This window comes from Agrobacterium sp. CCNWLW32 (genome assembly GCF_037083425.1).
Taxonomy (GTDB): domain Bacteria; phylum Pseudomonadota; class Alphaproteobacteria; order Rhizobiales; family Rhizobiaceae; genus Agrobacterium; species Agrobacterium radiobacter.
In genome coordinates this window covers 26,158-49,109 of record NZ_JBAOJM010000012.1, presented here as the reverse complement: position 1 = coordinate 49,109, position 22,952 = coordinate 26,158, and the positions used below count along the sequence as shown (strand labels likewise).

Below are 22,952 nucleotides of genomic sequence, written 5' to 3'. Positions count from 1 at the left end.
TTCTGCACCTTATATCCGCCGCCCATCCGCCCCGAACAGATGCGTCTTCGAAAGATCAAAGGCAAAGGGAATTGTTTCGCCGATGCGGATTTGGCGCTGGCCGTCCAGCAGCACAGTGGCGGGCTGGCCGTCGGGGGTGTTGGTGTAAACCACCGTCGAGCCGCCGAGATGTTCCACGAGCTGGATAGAAGCTTCGCCGAGCGAGGATTGCGCCTGCGGGTTCACATGTTCGGGACGCACGCCGAAGGTGAGCGGCTCGCCCTGCGCAGCCGCGACGGGCTTTTCCAGCACGATGCGCTGGCCGGCCACCTCGATGGTGCGGTTGGAACTGTCCCCTGCAGCCACTTTTGCGGAGAGGAAATTCATTTTCGGCGAACCGATGAAGCCTGCCACGAACTGGTTGGCCGGATTGTTGTAGAGATCGAGCGGGCGGCCCACCTGCATGATGCGGCCGTCACGCAGCACCACGATCTTGTCGGCCATGGTCATGGCCTCCACCTGGTCATGCGTCACATAGATCATGGTACTGCCCAGCGTCTGGTGCAGCTTGGCGATTTCGACGCGCATCTGCACGCGCAGTTCGGCATCGAGGTTGGACAAAGGCTCGTCGAAGAGGAAGATTTTCGGCTCGCGCACGATGGCGCGGCCGATGGCCACACGCTGGCGCTGACCGCCCGAAAGTGCCTTCGGCTTGCGCTGCAACAGCGGGCCGATCTGCAGGATATCGGCGGCCTTCTGCACCCGCGCCTCGACTTCCGGTTTCTTGTAGCCTGCCGTTTCGAGACCGAAGGCGAGGTTCTTGTAGACGCTCATATGCGGATAGAGCGCATAGGACTGGAAGACCATGGCGATGCCGCGCTTGGAGGCGGCTGTTTCGTTGACCCTTTCGCCGTCGATACGAAGATCACCTTCCGAGATTTCCTCCAGACCGGCGATCATGCGCAGAAGCGTGGACTTGCCGCAGCCCGAGGGGCCGACGAAGACGGTGAACTCACCCGGCTCGATCTTGAGGTCGATGCCGTGAACGACCGGAAAGGCGCCGAACCGCTTGACGATTTTTTCCAGAGTAATGCTGCTTGCCATGCTGTTTCTCCCGACTGCCGCGCCGCATTCAGGGCGGCAGCGACAGTGTTGATTGTCTTAAAATGCGTTCCCGATCTCGGTTCCGTTCAGCGTTTCATGCCCGTGGTGGCGATGCCTTCGATGAGCAGCCTCTGGAAGAACAGGAAGAACAGGAAGACCGGCACCAGTGACAGGTTGGACATGGCGAAAAGCGAGGTCCAATCCGAGCTGCCGGTGGAATCCACGAAGGATCGGAGACCGAGCTGCACGGTGTAGGTATTGATGTCGTTCAGATAGATCAGCGGCCCGAAGAAATCGTCCCAGGTCCAGATGAAGGAAAAGATGGCGGCGGTGGCCAGCACCGGCAGCGACAAAGGCAGCATGATCTTCCAGTAGATGCGGAAGGGTGAGCAACCGTCCATGACAGCCGCCTCATCCAGCTCACGCGGGATGCCACGGAAGAACTGCACCATCAGGAAAATGAAGAAGGCATCCGTCGCCAGATATTTCGGCACGATCAGCGGCAGCGAGGTGTTCACCCAGCCCATTTCCAGAAACAGGATATATTGCGGGATGAGCACGACGTGATAGGGCAGCATAAGCGTGCCGAGCATAAGCGCGAACCAGAAATTGCGCCCGCCGAAGCGGAGGCGGGCGAAAGCGAAGGCGGCAAGCGAGCAGCCGACGACATTACCGATGGTGGCGAGTATCGATATGAAGAAGGAGTTCCAGAAGAACTGCCCGAAGCTCACCTGCAGCCCCGTCCAGCCGCGAATATAACCGCCGAAATCGACCGCCGAGGGGATGAGCGAGGAAGAGCCGAACAGCTCGTCCTGCGGCCGGAAGGAACCTGATATCATCCACAGGATCGGATAGAGCATCGCGAAGGACGCGATGATCAGAGCCGTGTGGAGCATCACCGATTTCAGCGGTGAACGTTGCGGGCCTTGTCCCGGCCGGGGGGCGGTAACAGCATCAGTCATCGTAGTGCACCCAGTATTTCGCGCTGAGGAACGAGAAGGCCGTGAACAGCGAGATGATGATCACCAAAATCCAGGCAAGCGCCGAGGCATAACCCATGCGGAAGAAACCGAAGGCTTCCTGGTAGAGATAAAGCGTATAAAACAGCGTCGAGTTGATCGGCCCGCCGGTGCCTTCGGAAATGATGAAGGCGGGGGTGAAGGCCTTGAAGGCGTCGATCGTCTGGATGACCGCGTTAAAGAAGATGACAGGCGTCAAAAGCGGCAGCGTAATGCGGAAGAATTGCCGCACCTTGCTCGCACCGTCGATTTCGGCGGCCTCGTACATATCCTGCGGGATTTGTCTCAGACCCGCGAGGAAGATGATCATCGGAGAACCGAACTGCCAGACGGACAGGATGACCAGCGTGTAGATCGAGTAATCCGGATTGGAAATCCAGCTCGGCCCTTCATAACCGAAAGCCTGCCACAGGATCATGTTGACGAGACCGTCAGAGGCGAAAAGCTGGCGCCAGAGCACGGCAATAGCGACGCTGGAACCGAGCAGCGACGGCAGATAGAAGATCGCCCGATAAAGCGTCAGGCCCTTGATGCCGCGATTGAAGGCGAGCGCCACCAGAAGCGCGAAGATCAGCTTCAGCGGCACCGACAGCAGCACATAGGTAAAGGTGACCTGCATGGCGGCGGCGAATTTGGGGTCGGCCGTGGCGATGCGCACGTAATTTGCCGCCCCCACCCAGTCCGGCGACTGCAACAGGTCGTAATTGGTGAAAGACAGATAAAGCGACGCGAGCGCCGGACCGAGGGTGAGGCCGAAGAAGCCAATCAGCCAGGGCAGGAGAAACAGGTAGGCGTGAATGTTGCGGTCGAAAATCCGCTTCACACCGCCCCGTTTCGGGAGAGCCGCGCCACGGCTCTCCTCTACAAGAGTTTCAGATCGAAAGGCCATAAACCATCACTTCCGTTTGATAACGGTTTCGGATTCCTTGACGAGGCGGTCGCCGCCCTCTTCCGGCGTGACCTTGCCGAAACCGATTTCCTCCGCCGTGCGTTTGAGGACGAAGGCGAATTCGCCCGCGCCCGGAGGCGGTGCCGGCGGCAGTTCGCCGACACCGGGGGTAATCTCGGCGATATAGTCCACCATGATCTTGCTGACCTCGTCGAGCTTGCTGCTCAGCTGGTTGCGCATGGATTCCGATGCCGGAACGCCGCGCTCGACACCGAGAATGTCGATACCCTGCGGTTCGGCAACGAGAAAATTGATGAAGCCGACCGCCTGCTCGATGCCGGCGCTGCCGTTTGCGACACTGATGAGCATGGAAGGTTTGAGGTAATGGCCGGAAGGGCCATCCTTCGTGCTCTTCGGATAGGAGCTTATGGCAAGCTTGGACTTGTTGAGCTTCTGATAACCGACGAACTGGTTGGAATGGGCAAATGCGGTTGCCGCCTTGCCCGTCGTCAGCGGGTTCGTTTCGATGTTGAGCTGGTCAAGTGCCTGCACATCGGCGGGCACACAGGCGCCGCTCTTGCGCAGATCCGCCCACAGGGTGAACCACTTGGTCGCATCGGTCGGATCAAAGCCAATGCCGCCATCCTGCGTGTAGAGCGACTTGCCGTTCTGGCGCAGCCAGTTTTCAAAGCTCGGCTCCACGCCGCTGGCGTCGGCCGTCGCGTAATAACCGGGCTTCGGCTTGTTCTTGCTGAGCTTGGCGGCGTTTTCGGCAAACTCTTCCCAGGTCTGGCCGATCGCTGGCGGCGTTGCGCCTGATTTCTCCCAGGCTGCCTTATCGAAGAAGACAGCGCTGGAATTGACACCGAGATTGATGCCGTAGAGCTTGCCATCGACCCGGCCGGAATCGATGTTCATCTTGCCGAAATCTTCGATCTTCAGGCCCTTGCCGATATAGTCATCCAGCGGCGCCAGCGCGCCGCGGCGGCCATATTCGAAGATGTAGCGATAATCCATCTGGATCAGGTCAGGCGCATTGCGGCCGGCAACCTGCGTTGCAAGGCGCGGCCAGTAATCGCTCCAGCCCGCGAATTCACCGGCAATGTCGAGATCCGGCTTGACCTGCTTATAAGCTGCTATCGCCTTGTTGGTGCGATCGGCGCGCTCCTGCGAACCCCACCACAACATGCGAAGGCGCGCGGCCTGAGCCTGCGCCGAACCCCCTCCCAATGTTGCAAGCGACAGGGCCGCAAGCCCTGCTGAAAGCACGCCTCTCCTGTGAAGCATCATGGGCATTGGCAACTCCTCCCTATTGACTGCCAATTGATGATGAACGTAAACGACACTTGCCGTTTTATAACTAATTGGTTACATGGGAACACTGATCGCAAACATTGTCAAGCGGGTGCTGAAATGGAAGAAACGACAAAAAACCAGCCGTCCGATCCGGCCCCCGATCCGGCCATGGAGAATACACCGTCGCCCAAGCGCAAACGCGCGACGACACAGGTGCGAAACCCGGAAAGAACGCGCGCCGCCATTCTCGAAGCCGCCCGTCGCGAGGTGGCCGCCAAGGGGCTGGCGGGGGCTCGAATCGATGTCGTCGCCCGGCGCGCCGGCACCAACAAGCGGATGATCTACCATTATTTCGGCGACAAGGATGCGCTTTATCTCGCCGTTCTGGAGGATGCCTATCGCCATATCCGCCACACCGAAAGACGGCTTGACCTGACCCGCAAGGCCCCGTCGGAGGGCTTGCGCGAGCTTGCGCTTTTCACCTGGCACTACTTCCTCGACCATCCCGAATTCCTGAGTATCCTCGCCACGGAAAACCTCAATAAAGCCCGATATCTCAGGCAATCTCCGACGATTGCGGCGATGCATTCGAATTTTATTTCAGAACTCGAGGACGTGCTGCGGCGAGGCAGCGACGCGGGCGAATTTCGTGATGGCCTCGATCCGATCGACGTCTATCTGACCATCGCTTCGCTCGGCGCTTTTTATCTTTCGAACCGGTTCACGCTGTCGACGATCTTCCAGCGCGACCTCACCGATCCGGCCGAGCTGGAACGCTGGGGCCAGCACATCGTCGATACCCTGCTTGCTGCAGTGCGGCCGGTCTGAGCCGGCCGAACCGAATTCCTCTTTAACAACAGCGACGACGCGCCATTCGCATCCGCGAAGCGCGTCGTTTTCTTTTGCGGCGCGGTGGCGATACGTAAACGCGACAGTTCGCACAAGACGAATTTTTCCTGTCGAAAACACCTTGACAGATCGCATCCTTCACGACCACAAATAACCAAATGGTTACAAATTTCCATGTTTGACAGAAGCGGCTTTCGGGAAAAGGCCGCCTTGGGAGGAAATTCATGAAACGTATCGGCGTCATCATGCACGGCATCACCGGCCGCATGGGTTACAACCAGCATCTCGTGCGCTCCGTTCTCGCCATTCGAGATCAGGGCGGTGTGCTTTTGAAGAACGGTGAAAGGGTCATGCTCGACCCCATTCTGGTCGGCCGCAATGGCGCGAAGATCGAGGAAATCGCCAAAAAGCACAATGTCGCGCGCTGGACGACCGACATCGACGCTGCCCTCGCAAACCCCGATGACACACTGTTCTTCGATGCCGGCACGACGCAGATGCGCGGCAGCCTGCTGGAGAAAGCCATCAAGGCCGGCAAGAACGTCTATTGCGAAAAACCCATTTCTGACACGATGGAAGAGGCATTGGCCATCGCCCGGCTCGCCGAAAGCGCCGGCATCAAACATGGCGTGGTGCAGGACAAGCTGTTCCTGCCGGGCCTGCGCAAGCTCGCCATGCTGCGCGACAGCGGCTTTTTCGGCAAAATCCTCTCCGTGCGCGGCGAATTCGGCTACTGGGTTTTTGAAGGCGACTGGCAACCGGCGCAGCGGCCCTCCTGGAATTACCGCCTGAAAGATGGCGGCGGCATCATTCTCGATATGCTGTGCCACTGGCGTTATGTGCTCGACAATCTGTTCGGACCGGTGAAATCCGTAAGCTGCCTCGGCGCCACCCATATTCCGGAACGTTTCGATGAGCAGGGCCGCGCTTATGTGGCGGATGCTGACGACGCCGCTTATGCGACCTTCGAGTTGGAAGGCGGCGCCATTGCCCATATCAACTCCTCATGGGCGGTGCGGGTGCGCCGCGACGACCTCGTCACCTTCCAGGTGGACGGCACCCATGGTTCGGCGGTGGCGGGCCTGACCAAATGCTTTACCCAGCACCGCACCAATACGCCGAAGCCGGTGTGGAACCCGGACCAGCCGCAGACCATCGATTTCTACAAGACCTGGCAGGAGGTGCCGGACAATGTCGTCTACGATAACGGCTTTAAGGCGCAGTGGGAAATGTTCGTGCGCCACCTCGTCGACAATGATCCGTGGCCCTATGGCCTCATGGAAGGAGTGAAGGGCGTGCAGCTTGCCGAACTTGGGCTGAGATCGTGGAAGGAACGCCGCTGGCTCGACGTTCCCGCCCTTTCCTGAGGAGGCTGATGTGAGCGAGCTCAAGCTTCCGAAAGACGACCGCAGCATCGAGGTCTACAAACTCTCAGGCACGCCGTTCGCCGTTGAAAAACGAAGTGCTGCGGATTTCAACCGCGTCGCTTTCGCCGCCGCCCATGTGGTGGCCGATCCGCTTGCCGATAATGATCCGTGGCTCACGCCCGCCATCGACTGGGACGCCACGCTGCGCTTCCGTCACCGCCTGTGGGACCTCGGTCTCGGTGTCGCCGAGGCGATGGATACGGCGCAGCGCGGCATGGGGCTGGCGTGGCCGCAGGCGCAGGAACTCATCTCCCGTTCGCTGAAGGAAGCCGCCAGCCGCAAGGATGCGCTGATTGCCTGCGGGGTGGGCACCGACCATCTCAATGGCAGTGGTTACGACCTCAACAAGATTGTCGACTCTTACCTCGAACAGCTTGATTTTGTTCAGGGAGAAGGTGGACGCGTGATCCTGATGGCCAGCCGTGCGCTGGCCGCTGCCGCCCGCTCGCCGGATGATTATCTGAGGGCTTATGCCAGGGTTCTCTCCCGTGTGGAAGGAAAAGTGGTGATCCACTGGCTGGGCGAAATGTTCGACCCGGCGCTGGAGGGCTATTGGGGTTCGGGCGACCATATGACGGCCATGGAAACCTGCCTTGCCATGATCGAGGAGAATGCCGACAAGATCGACGGCATCAAGATTTCGCTTCTTTCCAAGGAAAAGGAAATCGTCATGCGCCGTCGCCTGCCGGCTGGCGTGCGCATGTATACCGGCGACGATTTCAACTATGCCGAACTGATCGCCGGCGACGAACAGGGCCATTCGGATGCGCTGCTCGGCATTTTCGACGCCATTGCGCCGGCCGCCTCCAAAGCGCTGGCCAGCCTGAAGCGTGGCGCGGACAATGAATTCTTCGACATTCTGGAGCCGACGGTGGCGCTTTCGCGTCATATCTTCAAGGCCCCGACCCGCTTCTACAAGACCGGTGTAGTGTTTCTCGCCTACCTCAACGGGTTACAGGACCATTTCACCATGGTTGGCGGCCAGGAAAGCACCCGCTCCACGCAGCATTTCACCGAGCTTTTCCGGCTGGCGGACAAGGCCAATGTGCTTGCAGAGCCGGATCTGGCGACGCAGCGCATGAACGCGTTTCTCGCCGTCCGGGGTATCAGCTGAAACAGAATGAGGGGAGATACCGACATGAGCCTTGAAGGCCTTTCCATCAATTTCGCCACCGTGCGGCAGGGTGGCGATTTCGGCGCTATTGTCGATGCCTGCCTTGCGCACGGCATCACCGCCATCTCGCCCTGGCGCGAGCAGGTGCACGGTGTCGGGCTTGCCGAAGCCGCCCGCATCGTCGAACGGAACGGGCTGCGTCTCAGCGGCCATTGCCGTGGCGGCTTTTTCCCCGCCCACGATGCCGAAGGCCGCCGCATCGCCATCGAAGACAATAAACGCGCCGTCGATGAAGCCGCCGCGATGAAAGCCGATTGCCTTGTGCTTGTCGTGGGCGGCCTGCCCGCCGGCTCGCGCGATCTGAAAGGTGCGCGGCAGATGGTGGAAGACGGCATGGCCGAACTGCTCCCCTATGCCCGCGCCGCCGGCGTCCCGCTGGCCATCGAACCGCTGCATCCCTTCTATGCCGCCGACCGCGCCTGCTTCAACACGCTGAAACAGTCGCTCGATCTCTGCGACAGGTTAGGGTCGGGAACAGGCGTTGCGATCGATGTCTACCACGTCTGGTGGGACCCTGAACTGGAGGAGCAAGTGGCGCGTGCGGGAAGGAACGGGCAAATTCTGGCGCATCACATCTGCGACTGGCTGGTGCCTACCACCGATCCGCTCAATGATCGCGGCATGATGGGCGACGGCGTGATTGACCTTAAGGCATTTCGCGCCATGATCGAGGCCGCCGGCTTCCATGGCCCGCAGGAAGTGGAAATCTTTTCGCATCGCTGGCAGGCGCGGCCGGTGGACGAGGTCCTCGCCACCGTGGTGGAGCGTTTCAAGACTGTTTGTTGATATATCCGGGAGAGAGCAAATGCCTGAAAAGGTGAAACGCAAACGCTATGCGCTGGTCGGCACCGGCAATCGCGGCACCACCATGTGGGGCCGCGAATTGCTGGCCGGCTGGAGCGACTATGTCGAACTGGTCGGCATTTGCGACCTGAACCTGATGCGCGCCGAACGCGCCCGCGCCATGATGGGATCAAGCGCGCCGCTTTACGACGATTTCGACCGGATGATGGAAGAGCAGCGCCCGGAACTCGTCATCGTCTGCACGCCTGACGATACTCACGACGACATCATCATCCGCGCGCTGGAAGGCGGGGCCGATGTCATCAGCGAAAAGCCCATGACCACCACCCCGGAAAAGATTGACCGTATTCGCGCCGCGGAGGCGAAAAGCGGCCGCCGTGTGGATGTCTCCTTCAACTATCGTTTTTCTCCCACCGCCGCACGCATCAAGGAGCTGATCGATGAGGGTGCAATCGGCACCGTCACCTCGGTCGATTTTCACTGGTATCTCGATAACCAGCACGGCGCGGATTATTTCCGCCGCTGGCACGCCTTCACCGAACATTCCGGCAGCCTGTTCGTGCACAAGGCCACGCACCATTTCGATCTTCTGAACTGGTATCTCGATTCCGACCCCGTGGAGGTAAAGGGGTTCGGACAGTTGCTGCATTATGGCAAGAACGGCCCGTTCCGGGGAACGCGCTGTCGCACCTGTCCACACAAAAACGAGTGCGATTATTTCATGGATCTGGGCGCCGATCCTTTCCTCGATGCTCTCTATGAGGACCCTTCGGCGGTGGACGGCTATATGCGCGATGCCTGCGTCTTCCGCGAGGAAATCGACATTCCCGACACCATGAGCGCCTCGATCCGCTATGCCAGCGGCGTGCAGGTCTCCTATTCGCTCAACACCTATATGCCGATCGAGGGCCACCATATTGCCTTCAACGGCCATAAAGGCCGTATCGAAATGCGCCAATATGAAAAGCAGCCCTGGACGGAGCCGCCGGCCGACGAAATCCTGCTGGTGAAAAGCTTCGGCGGCGGTGTTGAACGCATATGGGTGCCGCATGAGCCAGGCGGCCACTATGGCGGCGACAACCGCATGCGAGACATGATCTTCAAGCCGGGCTCGAACGACCGGCTGCGGCAGCGGGCGGGTTCACGCGCCGGCGCGATGTCCGTTCTGACAGGCGTGGCCGCGCTGAAAAGCGCCCGTGAGGGCGGCACAGCGGCGGTGAAATCGCTGCCAGTTTAGCCGCGACAGCCTGCGGCCTCGTCGACAGATGGGCCGCAGACGGCAATTACCAAAAAAGAACGGACGATATTCCGCAGATTACGCGCTTCTTCCCTGCCGATAAAATGATCGCCGGGGGAAGAAAGAGTGAGTCATGTCCAGTTTTGAATCCTTCGTTCCGCTCATCATCATCGGCGTCAGCCTCGTCGTATTCTTCAAATGGGTGGGGCGAGATATGAACCGGGAAGAGAAAAAACCGCGTTCCCGCCGCTGATGGCGGAAAAACGCGCCCGCGCGGCGTGGAGGCGGAACCAGTACCTTTTCTCCGGCGTTTTCCCTGCAAGAAGGAGGACGCAATATGACGAAGAAAAAGAAATCGAAAACCGTTGAAAAAGGGCCTTCCAGCCCGAACGACATTCCCCCCGCCGGCCCGCATGCCAAACCCTCCCTCACCGACTATGACAAGACGCCGGGCGCGGGCAGCCTGCCGGATGACCGTGAGAAAGACGTGTCTCCAGGCGCGGGTTGATGCGCACGGGACGGAGGGCCGCGCCAAGCCCGAAGGACTCTGCGGCGATCGGGAAATAGTGTCCTGAACCAGATACTTACCCGCTGGGCAGTGGCTCGCCGGTGCTTTTTTGTTCTCCGCCCATTGCAAAATCAAAAATTGAGCCTATATTTTGGATATCGACCATTGCTTGTGACGTCGTTCTGGAACAGACTGTTCCCCGTCGGATTTCCTCTCAAATAATCGATCTTATCCCGCAAGGTATCGCGGGAACCACAACGATTCTACGAAAGGAAATCGTTATGAACACTGGTACTGTAAAGTGGTTCAACGCCACCAAGGGCTTCGGCTTCATTCAGCCTGACAACGGCGGCACGGACGTTTTCGTTCACATTTCCGCTGTTGAGCGCGCTGGCATGCGTTCGCTGAACGACGGCCAGAAGATCAGCTACGAGATCGTCCAGGACCGTCGGTCCGGCAAGAGCTCGGCTGACAACCTTCAGGCAGCTTGATATTCGTCATTTGACCACGCAGACCACGGATGTACTGGCTGCAGGTTTAAGTGATTGTGAGAGGTCGGGTCAAAGCCCGGCCTTTTGTTTTTGGGCCATGGAGGTCCTCATGCGTAAAAATCCCTACCGATGCGGCGATGCCATATTCTTGAAGCCAGGCGTGCTGGGCAACAACCAGCCCGACGGTCCTGGCAGGGTCGTATCGATCCTGCCCGAAGCGCAGGGAACTGTACGCTACAGGGTGCGTTTCCAGCATGAAAATTTCGAGCGCAACATCGCACTCGATGAAATAAGTGCGCCCACCTCGGCGCCATCGCCGTCGCGCAACAGCGAAAGCCCATCGGCGCGCGAAACGGGATCGAGCTGGATCAATCCGGACAGGATTAAAATCAGAAAATAGCAGCTGCGGCTGCATAAAGGAGATATTCGTGCAGGTACTCGTTCGAGACAATAATATAGAGCAGGCCCTTCGCGTTCTGAAAAAGAGAATGCAGCGTGAGGGCATTTTCCGCGAGATGCGGGCCCGGCAGTCCTATGAAAAGCCCTCGGAAAAGCGCGTCCGCGAAGAAGCAGAGGCCGTGCGCCGCCACCGCAAGCTGGCGAAGAAAAAAATGCAGCGCGAAGGGCTGTTGCCCGCCCCCAAAAAGGTTGCCCGCCCCCGCTAGCCGTTCGATACTGCTCTTCCGTAAAGGAGAATGCCATGGCTGCGACAAAAGAAGCTTTTTTCAAACCCGGCAAACTATCCGCGCAGGACAAGGCGTCACTGACGGATAGCGCCGCAAAGCAGATCATAAACGCCGAGGCCGCTCAGCGCGCCCGCAAAACGGAACGCCTTCGCCAGCTTCGCGAAGCCCAGGAAGCGACGATCATAACCGACACGCCCGTTTCCGCAAAAAAACGATCCGGCAAGAAATAGCCGGACGGGATTTCCAGCATCGACGATCGAACGGGTCTTGAACGGATTATCTCATACCCGCTCAAGGCCCCATCAATCCAACAGGAGGAGGACACCATGGCCAAGGGTCAATTGCGCAGTAACAAGGAAGTCCGAAAACCGAAGAAGGACAAGACGGCGAAAGTGGCTGCAGCGCCGCCAGCCGGTTCGCAGGTCAAGTTCGCAAATGCCACGACAGCGGACGGCAAAAAGAAGTAGTGCGACGCGCAGCCGGCAAGCCACGACGAATAAAAACATCGCGATAGGCGCCGGACTTGTTTTGGCCACATTGCCAGTTTAAATAGCTCTCATGGCAACTGCTGGTGAGCGCGAATGAAATCGATGTTCGCAGTTGTTTTAGTCGCTTCAGACTTTTGACCACGGATGTACTGGCACTGGTGTTGAGAGCGATATGAGGAAGGTCGGTGCAATATTGCCCCGGCCTTTTTTGTTGCCTGCGGCAGCGAATGCTGCATCTTCCCTGCGGTAACGGAATTAACTTGCCTATTCCCCATAAACGGCGCACGCTTCTTCATCGGTAATTAAAGGGCGTTGCCACCGTCAGGCCTGCTGCATTTCCAGCCCTGTCCCGCCTGCTGACCACCAGGGAAGCGATTCGGAATTCACGCGACATGCATGACGCCACGGGCCGGCAACGGTTTCCCTGGCGCTGCCCGCGTCTCAAGGCGTTGAAGCGTCCTCGCACCATCTCCGGATGGCAGCGCGACGCTCCGGCTTTTGTGAACCTCACAAGAAAGGAGGACGCCATGTCTTCCGCATATGAAAATTGCATCATCACATCGCAGGACCTCAAAATGCTCCAGTCCGTGCTGGAAGGTCTCGGTTATGATCGCCACACCATGGATGACGAAATCATTCTCTACAACAATGCCGCCCGCAAGGTGATCCAGCTCTTTCAGGATGGCTTGACCGACCCCGCCGATATCTCGGAGGAAATGCTGTTTCTGTTCGGGGTTCACAAACATGAACGCGTAAGACCGTGGAGACCGCTGCCGCGTTATGCCATCCAGGGTCTGCCGCCTCTTTACCGGTGATGCTGTTGCCGCCCTTTTCGTGGCAACCACGCGAATCGGCCTTCAAAATCACCGATGAAAATAACGGCTTGGCAAAAGCCATATATCAGGCAACACTGAAATTGAGCGTCCCGCGCGCGATCAGGCGCATCCGGGAAGCTTGGGTATGGAATGTGCATCAGGTGAGTTGCGGGACCATGACCGGCCTGCGCCGGGTCCCGACTGTCCCCATGCCGGTAAGTTTTGCGTCTGCGTGGAGGTGAGTATGACGTATGACTGGAGCGGCCGCAAAATGCGCCGCATGCGAGCGGCGAAACTGACGATCATCAGCCTCGTCGCAGCTTTCGTGCTGACAGCCCCGATTTTCGCCCATTATTGAGGTTCGCAGCCGCAAGGCAGGATCATACCGGCTGGCGGATTTCACTCCGCTTTCTCAACCGGTTCTTCAACCATTTCTGAACGGGCTGGTCATAATAAACCGTCAGCCACCATGACAGGCACGTCGTGGCGATGAGAAAAACAATGCCCGCCGGCAGAGCGAGATTTTCCCTGTGCCCCGCCGGGATCAGAAACTCCGTCCAGGCCAGAAGCGGAATATGCAGCACATAGACCGCATAGGACGCCGTGCCGAGAAACACCGACACCATTCCCACCCCGCGCCCCGGAACCGTCTTGCTGGCCACGAATAGCAGCAGCGGCCAGACAAACAGGACAACCGCAAGATCGAAGAACGGCCGAAGCTCGCGCGACATGGGCACAGCCAGAATGAAACAGACCAGCAGAAGGCAAAGCGCCGCCTGAAAGGGTTTCAACTGCGGTACGCGATTGCGGAAACGGTAAATCAGCACGCCGGCAAAAAACGAGAAGAACACCCGGCCCATGCCTGCATACATTTCGTGCCAGCGAAACCCCGCATGCAAACGGCCGAACTCGGCGGCCGCCACCATCAGCACAAGCGCGCTGACGGTGAGCACCACAGCGGTCTGTCTCATCGTGGCCCGAACACCCCAGCGGGCATAAAACGCATTCACCACCAGTTCGTTGAAAAGCGACCATGCAGGGCTGACGAGAAACAACGCGCCGTTCAGGGTCAACGTGAAGGGCGCCGGCAAAAACAGCAGCCCCGTGAAAAGGGCAAAAGCGAGCTCGCCGGGATCGACCAGACGATGCAGATCGTCGATCGGCGTCGGCACGCCCAGCACGTAGAGGCAGATGAAATAAGCCGCCATCAACGCCAGCGCCAGCGCATAAAGAGGGTAAAGACGCGCAAAGCGCGCCTTCAAAAAAAAGCCCGGTGTAATCGCCCCTTCGCTCAGCTTCCGGCTATAGGCATGCGCCAACACGAAACCGCTGAGCGCAAAGAACAAATCCACGGCGAGATAGCTCGAAGCCGTGCTTTTCCCGAACAGATCCTCGGCATGGCGGTGGACGATGAAAAGGGCAGCCACTCCCCTTATGCCGTCGAGTAATATGAAGCGTTCCGGGGACGACTGGACCATGGCGTGAGGCTCGGTGTGGCTGGTGGATTTAAAAGTTCACAAGCAACGAGCTTTAGCGCGTAGCGGTTTGCCGCTGCCAGTCACAAACTGGTTAACGTGGCAAACATCCCGTATTATTATAGGGTACTAAAGGGTGATCGACACCCTTTCGCGGCTGCGAAAGGCGTGCTACGTCCGGATGTCATCGATCTTTTGACCCTTTGACTCTGCGGCCTGTCCTTTTGAATTCAGCTTGATTTCACTTGGATATCTTCGGCGCAAATTCAGATCGGGCGGGTTCGGCGGCAAACAACTTTCTCGGAGTCTCACCATGTCCACCATTGCAGAACGTATCAGAAAAATCATCGTGGACCAGCTTGGCGCCGACCCCGCCAATGTGGTGGACGATGCCAATTTTGCTGACGATCTCGGTGCGGATTCCCTGGAGACGGTTCAGATCGTCATGGAAATCGAGGAGGAATTCGGAGTGGAAATTCCAGATTCCGCCGCAAGCACGATCCTGACCGTCGGCGACGCCATCCGTTTCATCGAAAAAAACAAGGCGTGACCGACGGGGGAATTTACCCCGCAGATGACGCCGCTGAAACAGCCTGCGCCTGCGGCTTGGCCAGAAGCAGGCTTTCGGCATAGGCCATCATCAACGGCCCGACACCCTTGGCATCATCGGACACCACCGGTTCGGTCAGATAATATTCCGGCGTTCCATCGCGATAATTGCCCTCGAAGCCGCCAAGGCCCGCGACATGCACGATGCCGGTGAGGCGCATCACGCCCTCTTCATCGGCTTTCAGCCGGGTTTCCAGAAGCGCCTCAAGCGCGCGTCGACCCGCCGAAACGGCGGCATTCGCCTCTTCGCCCTGCACAAGCTTCAGTCGCACTGCGTGCAGCAAGGCATAGGCAAACATCGCCGAGGCGGATGTTTCCTCATAATTGCCCGCAAGGCCCGGATTGTCGAGAACCTGCATCCAGAGGCCCGTCTTAGTCTGCCGTGCGATGATGCCCGCCAGAAGACGCCGTGTGCTCTCCCGAAGCTCCGCCGTCGCTCCATCCTCAGGCAGGATGGTCAGTGCGTCCACCAGCGCCATGGCGAGCCAGCCCACCGCGCGCGCCCAGATGGCGGGAGACTTGCCGCTCTGAGGATCGGCCCAGCGCTGGCTGCGGCTCTCGTCGTAACCATGGGCATAAAGCCCGCCACTATCCGCCGTGGCCGCGAGCGCCGCTGAAAACTGCCGCAGCGCATCGTCGATCAGTTCTGTTCGGCCCGTCGCCTGCGCATATTCGATCTGGAAAGGGAGCCCCATATAAAGCCCGTCCAGCCAGACCTGGTGCGGGTAACGCTTCTTGTGCCAGTAATTCCCGGAGGCAATACGCGGATGGCTGCGGAGTTGTCCCGCCAGATGTTCCGCCGCAGCGAGGTAACGCGGATCATCCGTTTCCACCGCAAGGGGAAAGAGAATGCGGCCGGCGAGAATATGGTCGATATTATATTCCTGCGGATCGTAACCGGCGAGCGTTCCGTCAGCCGCTATCTGTGCATCGGCCAGACGGTGCAGATGGTCATTCCAGCGCGCCTCTCCGGTCGCCTCGAACAGCTGCTGCAAGCCGCGATAGACACATCCATCCTCATAACACCAGCTTCCGCCCTTGTAGTAACGATAGCGGCTCGAGAATTGATCAAAATATTCATTGGCTTTCATGGAGTTTCTCAATCGAAATCTGACACAATGGAAACGGAAGCGTCGCTCAGCAGGGCGGGATTATCGCAGACTATATGCGCCTGCTCGAAAACAATCGCCTCATGGCGCATGGGGCGCACCCGGTCGGCCATGATCGGCGGCGTTGCGATGGCCGACAGATCGCGCGAGACGATGGTGACGTTGCGGATGGTGACGTTGCGGATGGGCGCTTCGGCAAGACCGAGAAAAGCGCCGGCAGCATGGGAGAGATTGCGGATTTCCACGTCCTCCACGGTAATGCCGTCGATAAAGGGAGTACCGCTATCGACCGGCGCCGGGTTTCGCGACTGCACCCAGTCATCATGTCCGTCGGCGTCGCAATGGTAGTGAGCATTGGCGGAAAGCGCGGTCTTCACGCCATCCAGCAGCACCCGGCGCATGGCGATGTTGCTGACGGTGCCGCCCCGCCCGCGCCGTGTCTTGAGGCGCAGGCCGCGATCCGTGCCGATCATGTCGCAATCCTCAACCGCCACGTCATGCACGCCGCCGGACATTTCCGAACCGATCACCAGCCCGCCATGGCCGTGCTCCATCAGGCAATGACCTACACGCACGCCGCGTGTTTCCGCAAGATGATCGTCCTCGCCGTCAGGGCCTCGCTTTCCCGCCTTCACCGCGATGCAATCGTCTCCGACGGAGAAGCGCACGCCTGATATCGTGACGTTGCGGCAGCTTTCTGGATTGAAACCATCGGTGTTCGGGCTGTCATGCGGCGCGACGATGCTGAGACCGGCGGCGATCATCTCTTCACAGCCCTGCGGATGGATCGTCCATGAGGCGGCGTTTCGGATGGTGAAACCGAGCAGATTTGTCTTCCGGCAGGAGACGAGGTGAAGGCCGCGCGGTCGGCGCGCGCCATCGCGGGTTTCTTTCGGCCAGCTCCACCAGTCGCCCGCGTCGCCGGAGCCATCGAGAATGCCCCTGCCCTCGATGACGAGTTTATCTGCCCCGATGGCATGAACCGGCGCGGCAAAACAGGCATCCGGTAATCCTTCCCAGCTGCCCAGCATGCGGCCGGCCTCATCGTGTGCGGGCAATATCGGCCAACCCTTGCGGGTGGAGGGTGCGCGCAGCACGGCTCCCTGCGCAAGGTGAAAGGTCATGTTGCTTTTGAGGCGCACGGGAAAGGCGGTCCAGACACCGGCTGCAAGCCGCAACGCGCCGCCCTGCGGCACGGCGGCAATCGCCCTTTCCAGCACCTGCGCATTGGCGCGCACACCCTCTTCATCATCGAGCGCGACATCCGGCGTCAGGGGAAATGCCGCAGCCTCCACAAGCCCGGCACAGGGAGAAGTTCTGAACTCCAGCCTTCCGAACCCTTCCGCTTTAAAGATATAGCGCGTATCCGGGGATAGATCATGCAGCAGCGTCACGACGGTCGCGGTTTCGCCGCTCCGTTCGTCGCCATCCGGCGACGTCAGACGCCATTCCGTTCTGGACGGAAGGAAATATCGAGCGCCGGGCGCGGCAAGGCAAAGCGCTGCCGTTCGCGCCGAAGACGCGATGACAAGGGGTTCGTTCATGCTCTCTTCTCGTCTTTCGTGAATGGCCGGCCAAACCCTTGGCGGACATGCTTCATATCATCCGGCGGCCGGATAAAGGGCCCGCCACTATCCAGAGGCGGCGGGCCATTGTCGTCAATCGAACTTGGCAAGAACATCGTTGGTCGTATCGATGATCTGCTCGGCTGCCTGTTCCGCCGTCAGCTGGCCATAGGCATATTCTTCAAGCGTATCGATAAAGCCCGAGCGGATTTCCGGATGTTCGTTGAAGGGGGAAACCACCGGTCCCGATGCCGCCATGACGATGGCGTTGGCGGCGCGCACTTCCGGCTCGCCCTTGTCACCCAGACGCGCCGCCGCAGCCTTCGACGCCGGCAGACCGCGCGAGGTGCCAAGCGCGTCGACGCCCTCCGGCTCGTTAAGCAGGCAATTCAGAATCTGCGCAGCCGCTTCTGGATTTTTGGAGTTTTTCGAGATCGAAAACACCATGGAGGGCTTGCGATAAACGCCTTCAGTCGCGGCATCAGCAAGCTTCAGCATCGGCACCGGTTTCAGAACCTGCCCCTCCTTGAGCGGATCGGCATATTTCGAATAGGTCGAATCCCATTCATAGGAGCCGGCGATGCGGCCTTCGGACCAGGACGGCTTTTCATAGAGATTGACGTTGCCATCGGCCGCTTCCTCTTTCTGGGAGCGGATGGAGCCGGTTTCGACCAGCTTGCCGACGAAGGAGATCCCCTCTGCCAGCTCCTCCGGCGTCCAGGCCACGCGGTTGGTCTTGGGGTCGACCAGATCCTTGCCGGTCTTCTGCACGATGGCCAGCGTTACGAGCAGCTGGGCGGTCTCTTTCACGGCATTGAAGGTGTAATAGTCCTTGCCGAGCTTTTCCTTGATGGTCTTGGTTGCCGCAAAGAACTCATCCCAGGTCTTGGGGATTTCAACACCCGCCTTTTCGAAGGTGGTGGCATTGAAGAAAAAGACGCGGCCGGTGGTGGAGACGGAAAGCCCCTGCAACACGCCGTTCATCGAACCAGCGTCCAGATCGCTCTCTGCCCATTGCGAAAGATCGAGCGGTTTCAGCTGGCGCAGATCGGCAAAACCTTCACCGTTCTTGGAAAACAGCGGCAGCCATGGCCAGTTGACCTGAACGATATCGGCTTCCGTCTTGCCGGCCATCTGCGTGGTCAGCTTTTCCAGATAGCCATCGAAGCCGGTGAATTCCCCCTTCACCGTGTGGCCGTATTTCTCGCCGCAGGCGGCAATGGCCTTCTGGGTGGCGACATGGCGGCTTTCACCGCCCCACCACGACATGCGCAGTTCCGCAGCATTCGCCGCGGGGGCCGCCGCCATGGCGACATAGGCGGCACCGGCGAGCATCGCCATCATTCTTGTCATCGTCTTCATTGTTCTTCTCCTCCTCGAAAAATCAGGCACGCGCGTCCCCTCCTCACAGCGAGACGTTGCGGCCATCGGCCTTGTCGAAAATATGCAGCTTCTCCGGGTCCGGCTTCAGCCGTAGGATACCGTCGCGTCCGAGCGCTTCGAACTCCGCCGCCCCCACCACGCTCACCAGCTTCTGGCCGCCGAGATCGGCGTGCAGATAGACCTCATGACCCATGAATTCCGCGTTGGTCAGCTTCGCCTGCAAGACCGGACCATCAGCCTCGCCTGCCAGCGAGAGATGCTGCGGGCGAATGCCGATGACGGCATCTACCGGCTTTGCTGAAAGACGCCTTTCAAGATGCGCGCCGATCGGCAGGCGCTGCCCGCCAATGACGAATTCCGCACCGTCGATGGTCACATCCACGAGGTTCATTTCCGGCATACCGATAAAACCGGCCACGAACAGATTGGCGGGATGGTTGTAGAGCTCCTTTGGCGTCGCGACCTGCATGATGCGCCCGGCCTGCATCACGCAGATGCGGTCCCCCATGGTCATGGCTTCCGTCTGGTCATGCGTAACGTAAATGACCGTGGAGGACAGACCTTCCGCCTTCAGCTGGCGGTGCAGATCGGTGATGCGTACCCGCATGGAGGCGCGCAGCTTGGCATCGAGATTGGACAGCGGCTCATCGAACAGGAACACGCCAGGTTTCTTGATGAGCGCGCGACCCAGCGCCACACGCTGCGCCTGTCCGCCGGAAAGCTGCTTCGGCAACCGGTCGAGCAGCGGCTCGATTTCGAGAATGCGCGCGACATTGTCGATCGCCTTTTCGATCTCAGGCTTGGCGACACCGGCGATCTTCAGGCCGAAGGCGAGATTGCCGCGCACCTTCATATGCGGATAAAGCGCATAATTCTGGAATACCATGGCGATGGAGCGCTTGCCGGGCGGCAGGTCGTTGACACGCTGGTCACCGATGAGGATTTCGCCGCCGGTGATTTCCTCCAGCCCCGCCACCATGCGCAGCGTCGTGGATTTGGCGCAGCCGGAGGGGCCGACAAACACCATGAACTCACCATCCTCGACGTCGAGATTGATGCCATGCACGGCCTTGAAGCTGCCGCCATAGATTTTTTCGAGATTTTTAAGTTGAACGCTTGCCATTGTCAGCCCTTGACCCCGCCAGACGAGATCCCTTCAATGAAATACCGTTGCGCCGCAAAGAACACGATCAGCGCAGGTGCGATCGTCAGCACCGACATCGCCAGGATGCGGTTCCATTCAAAGGCTTCGGTGGTGTCGATGGAGAGTTTGAGCGCAAGGCTCACCGGATATTTGTCGACCGAGGACAGGTAGATCAGCGGCCCGAGGAAATCGTTCATCGTCCACATGAACTGGAACAGGCAGACCGAGATCAGCGCCGGCGCCAGCATCGGCACGACGATATAGATGAGCGTCTGCAGGCTGTTGGCGCCATCCACGCGGGCGGCCTCTTCCATGTCCGATGGCAGCGAGCGCAGGAACTGCACCAGCATGAAGACGAAAAACGCATCACCGGCGAACGCCGAAGGAACCCAGAGCGGCAGGAAACTATCCAGCCAGCCGAGATCACGGAACAGAATATATTGCGGAATGCGGGTGACGACATTCGGCAGGAGCAAGATGGCGATGACCGAGCCGAACAGGATTTTCTTCAGCGGAAAATCGAAGCGGGCAAAGGCATAGGCCGCCATGGTGCAGGAAATCGCCGTGCCGATGACCTTCGGCAGGATGATCAGGAAGGAATTCCAGAAGAACCGGCCGAACGTATAGGGCGTCGAGGTTTCCCAGCCGCGGATATAGCCATCCAGCGTCGGGTTTTCCGGGATGAAGCCGGCGCCGGAGAAGATTTCCGAATTGGTCTTGAAGCTTGCGCCCACCAGCCAGATCAGCGGGTAAAGCATGACAAGGCCGACGGCGAACAGCAGCACGTAGCGGACGGAGGTGGAGAGCAGCCTGAGCCGTGCCCGGCGGGCCGCCTGCATGTCGTTTAGGGTTGCGATATCGGTCATGGCATCAATTCCGCTTGTCGCCGGCGTAATAGACCCACTTCTTCGAGGACCAGAAGGCCACGAGGGTCAGCACGGTGATGATGGTGAAAAGCACCCAGGCGATGGCGGAGGCATAGCCCATGTTGAACTTCTTGAAGGCCTCGTCGTAGATATAAAGTGGCAGGAGGTAAGTGGACTTCAGCGGCCCGCCCTGGGTGATGATGTAAGGTCCGTTGAACTCCTGGAATGCCTGCACCATCTGCATGATGAGGTTGAAGAAGATCACGGGTGTCAAAAGCGGCAGCGTGATGAAGAAGAAGGTCCTGACCTTGCCCGCGCCATCGATGGCGGCCGCCTCGTAAAGCGATTTGTCGATGGATTGCAGGGCGGCGAGAAAGATCACCATCGCCGAACCGAACTGCCAGCAGCGCAGCAGCGTGATGGTGAAAAGCGCGTTGCCGGGATCGCCGAACCAGTCCACCGGCGACAGGCCGATGGCGGCAAGCGCCATATTGGCGAGCCCCTCGCTTGCAAAGATGTAGCGCCACAGCACCGCAATCGCGATCGAGCCGCCGAGGATGGACGGCACGTAAAAGGCCGTGCGGAAGAAGTTGATGAATTGCAGCTTGTAATTGAGTATAGCCGCAATGAAGAGGGCGAAGGCAAGCTTCAGCGGCACCGTCAGAAACACGTAAAACAGGGTAACGTTCAGCGATTTCATGAAGGTGCGGTCGCGGGTGAAGAGCCGCTCGTAATTGGCCAGCCCCGCCCAGCTGGGATCGCTCATCAGGTCGTAACGGGTGAAGCTGAGATAGAGCGAGCCGAGAAACGGGATTGCCGTGAAGACCAGCAGCCCGATGATGTAAGGCGTCAGATATCCCAGCCCGAGGAAGCGCTGAGATTTCATGATGCTCCTCCCCGCGCCCCGATGGAACGCGAATGACAGAATACAATTTCGTACAAGTGAATCTCCCGGAACGGCCGGCGGCGGGCGTATGATGGCGCAATTTCTCACCGCGGCCGATCTCCTCCCTCATTGATACGGCGCGTAAAAGCTATTTATCCGATGACAAAACCAAATTTCCGCGCCAAGGTGAATTAACAAAGACGAGGAAAAAGATGGACGAAATCGAAGGTGGTATTCTGTCGTCCGTTCCACCTGCGGCGCTGAACCTCAACCTGACGCGCGCGACGATCAAGATGGAACATTCGCGCACCTGGCAGATCGACAAATCCAACCAGGTAGACGACCTCATCATCTGCCTGGAAGGGCGAGGGCATTATCTCGTCGATGGCGAATCACGGGTGCTGGAGCCCGGTGATGCGATGCTGATTTTGGAGGGGCAGCGCTTTGTTGGCTGGAACGAGCAGGCCGTGACCTATCGCGGCGTGGCGCAGCATTTCACGCTCGATATTTATGGCCGCCACAACCTGATCGCGCAGATGGACCTGAAGCCGAAACTACGGCTGAGCCGCTGGGCGCTTTTGGAGCCGCTCGTGCGTCACTACCGGCAGAGCGCCCCGCCCTCTTCCGTGACACTCGGCCAGCACCATCTTTTCATGGTGCTTCTGATCGCCTTCATCGACGATGCCTTCCTCGGATGGGTTGACCGCCCGAGTTTCCAGCCGGAAGGCACGGAAGGCCTCGACCTTGCGGTGATGAAGGCGATCACCATGATTTCGGCCAATCCGCTGGACCCTGATATTGCCGGCAGGGCGACCGATGCAGCCCCCTATAATCGCGATTATTTCCTGCGCGAATTCCAGAAACGGGTTGGCCGGACGCCGCGGAAATATCAGGAATTCAAGCGCATGGAACGCGCCATGCATTTTCTCGAGGCAGGGCTTTCAGTCTCGGCGGCCGCCGCCGAGGTGGGGTATGGCGACCCCTATTATTTCTCGCGCATGTTCAAACGCACGCTGGGGCTAAGTCCGCGCGAGCATATGAACCGCATACGCCGCAGCCGGCATGGCAACCTGATGGCGTTTGACGAGCACGAACAGCAGAGGCTGCTTGCCGCCGAAACGGAAACGGCCCCGGCATAGCGGGGCCTTA

Annotated in this window: 25 protein-coding genes; 14 read left to right on the top strand and 11 right to left on the bottom strand. The window is 59.2% G+C overall.

Translation table 11 applies throughout. The features are described 5' to 3' along the window. Positions 1-9: 9 nt before the first annotated feature. The 4 genes from V6R85_RS20770 to V6R85_RS20755 form a co-directional block, all read right to left on the bottom strand. The gene (locus V6R85_RS20770; RefSeq protein WP_003508161.1) at positions 10-1,083 is read right to left on the bottom strand and encodes an ABC transporter ATP-binding protein; all 1,074 of its coding nucleotides are present in this window, start codon (positions 1,081-1,083) and stop codon (positions 10-12) included. 86 nt (positions 1,084-1,169) lie between these two features. Continuing rightward, positions 1,170-2,045 carry a carbohydrate ABC transporter permease gene (locus tag V6R85_RS20765; RefSeq protein WP_020810285.1) on the bottom strand — a complete coding sequence of 292 codons (876 nt, stop codon included), beginning with the start codon at positions 2,043-2,045 and terminating at the stop codon, positions 1,170-1,172. Next, positions 2,038-2,991 (bottom strand): carbohydrate ABC transporter permease, encoded by a 954-nt coding sequence (locus V6R85_RS20760; protein WP_020810284.1) that lies wholly within the window; start codon positions 2,989-2,991, stop codon positions 2,038-2,040. The genes V6R85_RS20765 and V6R85_RS20760 overlap by 8 nt, the downstream gene beginning before the upstream one ends. A gap of 6 nt (positions 2,992-2,997) precedes the next feature. Beyond that, the gene (locus V6R85_RS20755) at positions 2,998-4,287 is read right to left on the bottom strand and encodes an ABC transporter substrate-binding protein (protein ID WP_026372436.1); all 1,290 of its coding nucleotides are present in this window, start codon (positions 4,285-4,287) and stop codon (positions 2,998-3,000) included. A gap of 117 nt (positions 4,288-4,404) precedes the next feature. On the opposite strand from V6R85_RS20755, the gene V6R85_RS20750 reads away from it, so the two are divergent. The 12 genes from V6R85_RS20750 (at position 4,405) to V6R85_RS20695 (ending at position 12,766) form a co-directional block, all read left to right on the top strand. After that, the gene (locus V6R85_RS20750; RefSeq protein ID WP_003508154.1) at positions 4,405-5,115 is read left to right on the top strand and encodes a TetR/AcrR family transcriptional regulator; all 711 of its coding nucleotides are present in this window, start codon (positions 4,405-4,407) and stop codon (positions 5,113-5,115) included. A gap of 245 nt (positions 5,116-5,360) precedes the next feature. Further along, positions 5,361-6,503, top strand: a complete 1,143-nt coding sequence (locus V6R85_RS20745; protein WP_020811350.1) for a Gfo/Idh/MocA family protein — start codon at positions 5,361-5,363, stop codon at positions 6,501-6,503. 10 nt (positions 6,504-6,513) lie between these two features. Beyond that, positions 6,514-7,677, top strand: coding sequence for a DUF993 family protein (locus V6R85_RS20740; protein WP_112958724.1), 1,164 nt, complete (start codon positions 6,514-6,516; stop codon positions 7,675-7,677). A 24-nt stretch (positions 7,678-7,701) separates the two neighbouring features. Continuing rightward, on the top strand, positions 7,702-8,523 hold the full coding sequence (locus V6R85_RS20735) for a sugar phosphate isomerase/epimerase family protein (protein WP_003508150.1): 822 nt from the start codon (positions 7,702-7,704) through the stop codon (positions 8,521-8,523). Positions 8,524-8,542: 19 nt separating this feature from the next. Then, positions 8,543-9,778 (top strand): Gfo/Idh/MocA family protein, encoded by a 1,236-nt coding sequence (locus V6R85_RS20730; protein ID WP_003508149.1) that lies wholly within the window; start codon positions 8,543-8,545, stop codon positions 9,776-9,778. 337 nt (positions 9,779-10,115) lie between these two features. Further along, positions 10,116-10,286, top strand: a complete 171-nt coding sequence (locus V6R85_RS20725; RefSeq protein WP_003508147.1) for a hypothetical protein — start codon at positions 10,116-10,118, stop codon at positions 10,284-10,286. A gap of 281 nt (positions 10,287-10,567) precedes the next feature. Continuing rightward, on the top strand, positions 10,568-10,777 hold the full coding sequence (locus tag V6R85_RS20720) for a cold-shock protein (RefSeq protein WP_003508146.1): 210 nt from the start codon (positions 10,568-10,570) through the stop codon (positions 10,775-10,777). 109 nt (positions 10,778-10,886) lie between these two features. Then, positions 10,887-11,177: a hypothetical protein gene (locus V6R85_RS20715; RefSeq protein ID WP_003508143.1), complete on the top strand. Its 291-nt coding sequence runs from the start codon at positions 10,887-10,889 to the stop codon at positions 11,175-11,177. A gap of 28 nt (positions 11,178-11,205) precedes the next feature. Then, a complete protein-coding gene (rpsU, locus tag V6R85_RS20710) occupies positions 11,206-11,442 on the top strand; it encodes a 30S ribosomal protein S21 (protein WP_020810479.1) in 237 nt (78 codons plus the stop codon). Between the two features lie 35 nt (positions 11,443-11,477). Further along, positions 11,478-11,693 (top strand): hypothetical protein, encoded by a 216-nt coding sequence (locus tag V6R85_RS20705; RefSeq protein ID WP_003508141.1) that lies wholly within the window; start codon positions 11,478-11,480, stop codon positions 11,691-11,693. Positions 11,694-11,789: 96 nt separating this feature from the next. Further along, positions 11,790-11,930 carry a hypothetical protein gene (locus V6R85_RS20700; protein ID WP_003508140.1) on the top strand — a complete coding sequence of 47 codons (141 nt, stop codon included), beginning with the start codon at positions 11,790-11,792 and terminating at the stop codon, positions 11,928-11,930. 548 nt (positions 11,931-12,478) lie between these two features. Then, positions 12,479-12,766: a hypothetical protein gene (locus V6R85_RS20695; RefSeq protein ID WP_035213201.1), complete on the top strand. Its 288-nt coding sequence runs from the start codon at positions 12,479-12,481 to the stop codon at positions 12,764-12,766. A gap of 380 nt (positions 12,767-13,146) precedes the next feature. Here the strand turns inward: V6R85_RS20695 and V6R85_RS20690 are convergent, their stop codons facing one another. Beyond that, a complete protein-coding gene (locus V6R85_RS20690) occupies positions 13,147-14,244 on the bottom strand; it encodes an acyltransferase family protein (RefSeq protein ID WP_112958747.1) in 1,098 nt (365 codons plus the stop codon). Between the two features lie 310 nt (positions 14,245-14,554). Between V6R85_RS20690 and V6R85_RS20685 the strand changes: the two genes are divergently transcribed. Continuing rightward, positions 14,555-14,791: an acyl carrier protein gene (locus V6R85_RS20685; RefSeq protein WP_020810476.1), complete on the top strand. Its 237-nt coding sequence runs from the start codon at positions 14,555-14,557 to the stop codon at positions 14,789-14,791. 13 nt (positions 14,792-14,804) lie between these two features. On the opposite strand, the gene V6R85_RS20680 is transcribed toward V6R85_RS20685, so the two are convergent. The 6 genes from V6R85_RS20680 to V6R85_RS20655 all read right to left on the bottom strand — a co-directional run bounded on the left by V6R85_RS20680 (position 14,805) and on the right by V6R85_RS20655 (position 21,803). Next, positions 14,805-15,941 (bottom strand): glycoside hydrolase family 88/105 protein, encoded by a 1,137-nt coding sequence (locus V6R85_RS20680; RefSeq protein WP_112958748.1) that lies wholly within the window; start codon positions 15,939-15,941, stop codon positions 14,805-14,807. 8 nt (positions 15,942-15,949) lie between these two features. Further along, positions 15,950-17,503, bottom strand: coding sequence for a polygalacturonase PglA (pglA, locus tag V6R85_RS20675; RefSeq protein WP_112958749.1), 1,554 nt, complete (start codon positions 17,501-17,503; stop codon positions 15,950-15,952). 114 nt (positions 17,504-17,617) lie between these two features. Then, on the bottom strand, positions 17,618-18,886 hold the full coding sequence (locus V6R85_RS20670) for an ABC transporter substrate-binding protein (RefSeq protein ID WP_112958750.1): 1,269 nt from the start codon (positions 18,884-18,886) through the stop codon (positions 17,618-17,620). Between the two features lie 43 nt (positions 18,887-18,929). Further along, the gene (locus tag V6R85_RS20665; protein ID WP_099086907.1) at positions 18,930-20,030 is read right to left on the bottom strand and encodes an ABC transporter ATP-binding protein; all 1,101 of its coding nucleotides are present in this window, start codon (positions 20,028-20,030) and stop codon (positions 18,930-18,932) included. Between the two features lie 2 nt (positions 20,031-20,032). Next, entirely contained in the window at positions 20,033-20,917 is an 885-nt protein-coding gene (locus V6R85_RS20660) for a carbohydrate ABC transporter permease (protein ID WP_003508131.1), read from the bottom strand. Positions 20,918-20,921: 4 nt separating this feature from the next. Next, a complete protein-coding gene (locus V6R85_RS20655) occupies positions 20,922-21,803 on the bottom strand; it encodes a carbohydrate ABC transporter permease (protein ID WP_003508128.1) in 882 nt (293 codons plus the stop codon). A 212-nt stretch (positions 21,804-22,015) separates the two neighbouring features. Here V6R85_RS20655 and V6R85_RS20650 point away from each other — a divergent pair, with 212 nt between their 5' ends. After that, positions 22,016-22,942: a helix-turn-helix domain-containing protein gene (locus tag V6R85_RS20650; protein ID WP_003508126.1), complete on the top strand. Its 927-nt coding sequence runs from the start codon at positions 22,016-22,018 to the stop codon at positions 22,940-22,942. Positions 22,943-22,952: the final 10 nt, after the last annotated feature.

What these genes read in the sequence shown, in the direction of transcription:
- V6R85_RS20685 (WP_020810476.1), top strand. Translation starts at nt 14,555, where the DNA reads ATGTCCACCATTGCAGAACGTATCAGAAAAATCATCGTGGACCAGCTT.
- V6R85_RS20690 (WP_112958747.1), bottom strand. Translation starts at nt 14,244, where the DNA reads ATGGTCCAGTCGTCCCCGGAACGCTTCATATTACTCGACGGCATAAGG.
- V6R85_RS20680 (WP_112958748.1), bottom strand. Translation starts at nt 15,941, where the DNA reads ATGAAAGCCAATGAATATTTTGATCAATTCTCGAGCCGCTATCGTTAC.
- V6R85_RS20770 (WP_003508161.1), bottom strand. Translation starts at nt 1,083, where the DNA reads ATGGCAAGCAGCATTACTCTGGAAAAAATCGTCAAGCGGTTCGGCGCC.
- V6R85_RS20755 (WP_026372436.1), bottom strand. Translation starts at nt 4,287, where the DNA reads ATGCCCATGATGCTTCACAGGAGAGGCGTGCTTTCAGCAGGGCTTGCG.
- V6R85_RS20715 (WP_003508143.1), top strand. Translation starts at nt 10,887, where the DNA reads ATGCGTAAAAATCCCTACCGATGCGGCGATGCCATATTCTTGAAGCCA.
- V6R85_RS20670 (WP_112958750.1), bottom strand. Translation starts at nt 18,886, where the DNA reads ATGAAGACGATGACAAGAATGATGGCGATGCTCGCCGGTGCCGCCTAT.
- V6R85_RS20720 (WP_003508146.1), top strand. Translation starts at nt 10,568, where the DNA reads ATGAACACTGGTACTGTAAAGTGGTTCAACGCCACCAAGGGCTTCGGC.
- V6R85_RS20650 (WP_003508126.1), top strand. Translation starts at nt 22,016, where the DNA reads ATGGACGAAATCGAAGGTGGTATTCTGTCGTCCGTTCCACCTGCGGCG.
- V6R85_RS20705 (WP_003508141.1), top strand. Translation starts at nt 11,478, where the DNA reads ATGGCTGCGACAAAAGAAGCTTTTTTCAAACCCGGCAAACTATCCGCG.
- V6R85_RS20700 (WP_003508140.1), top strand. Translation starts at nt 11,790, where the DNA reads ATGGCCAAGGGTCAATTGCGCAGTAACAAGGAAGTCCGAAAACCGAAG.
- V6R85_RS20735 (WP_003508150.1), top strand. Translation starts at nt 7,702, where the DNA reads ATGAGCCTTGAAGGCCTTTCCATCAATTTCGCCACCGTGCGGCAGGGT.
- V6R85_RS20750 (WP_003508154.1), top strand. Translation starts at nt 4,405, where the DNA reads ATGGAAGAAACGACAAAAAACCAGCCGTCCGATCCGGCCCCCGATCCG.
- V6R85_RS20665 (WP_099086907.1), bottom strand. Translation starts at nt 20,030, where the DNA reads ATGGCAAGCGTTCAACTTAAAAATCTCGAAAAAATCTATGGCGGCAGC.
- V6R85_RS20655 (WP_003508128.1), bottom strand. Translation starts at nt 21,803, where the DNA reads ATGAAATCTCAGCGCTTCCTCGGGCTGGGATATCTGACGCCTTACATC.
- V6R85_RS20660 (WP_003508131.1), bottom strand. Translation starts at nt 20,917, where the DNA reads ATGACCGATATCGCAACCCTAAACGACATGCAGGCGGCCCGCCGGGCA.
- V6R85_RS20760 (WP_020810284.1), bottom strand. Translation starts at nt 2,991, where the DNA reads ATGGCCTTTCGATCTGAAACTCTTGTAGAGGAGAGCCGTGGCGCGGCT.
- V6R85_RS20765 (WP_020810285.1), bottom strand. Translation starts at nt 2,045, where the DNA reads ATGACTGATGCTGTTACCGCCCCCCGGCCGGGACAAGGCCCGCAACGT.
- V6R85_RS20730 (WP_003508149.1), top strand. Translation starts at nt 8,543, where the DNA reads ATGCCTGAAAAGGTGAAACGCAAACGCTATGCGCTGGTCGGCACCGGC.
- V6R85_RS20745 (WP_020811350.1), top strand. Translation starts at nt 5,361, where the DNA reads ATGAAACGTATCGGCGTCATCATGCACGGCATCACCGGCCGCATGGGT.
- pglA (WP_112958749.1), bottom strand. Translation starts at nt 17,503, where the DNA reads ATGAACGAACCCCTTGTCATCGCGTCTTCGGCGCGAACGGCAGCGCTT.
- V6R85_RS20695 (WP_035213201.1), top strand. Translation starts at nt 12,479, where the DNA reads ATGTCTTCCGCATATGAAAATTGCATCATCACATCGCAGGACCTCAAA.
- V6R85_RS20725 (WP_003508147.1), top strand. Translation starts at nt 10,116, where the DNA reads ATGACGAAGAAAAAGAAATCGAAAACCGTTGAAAAAGGGCCTTCCAGC.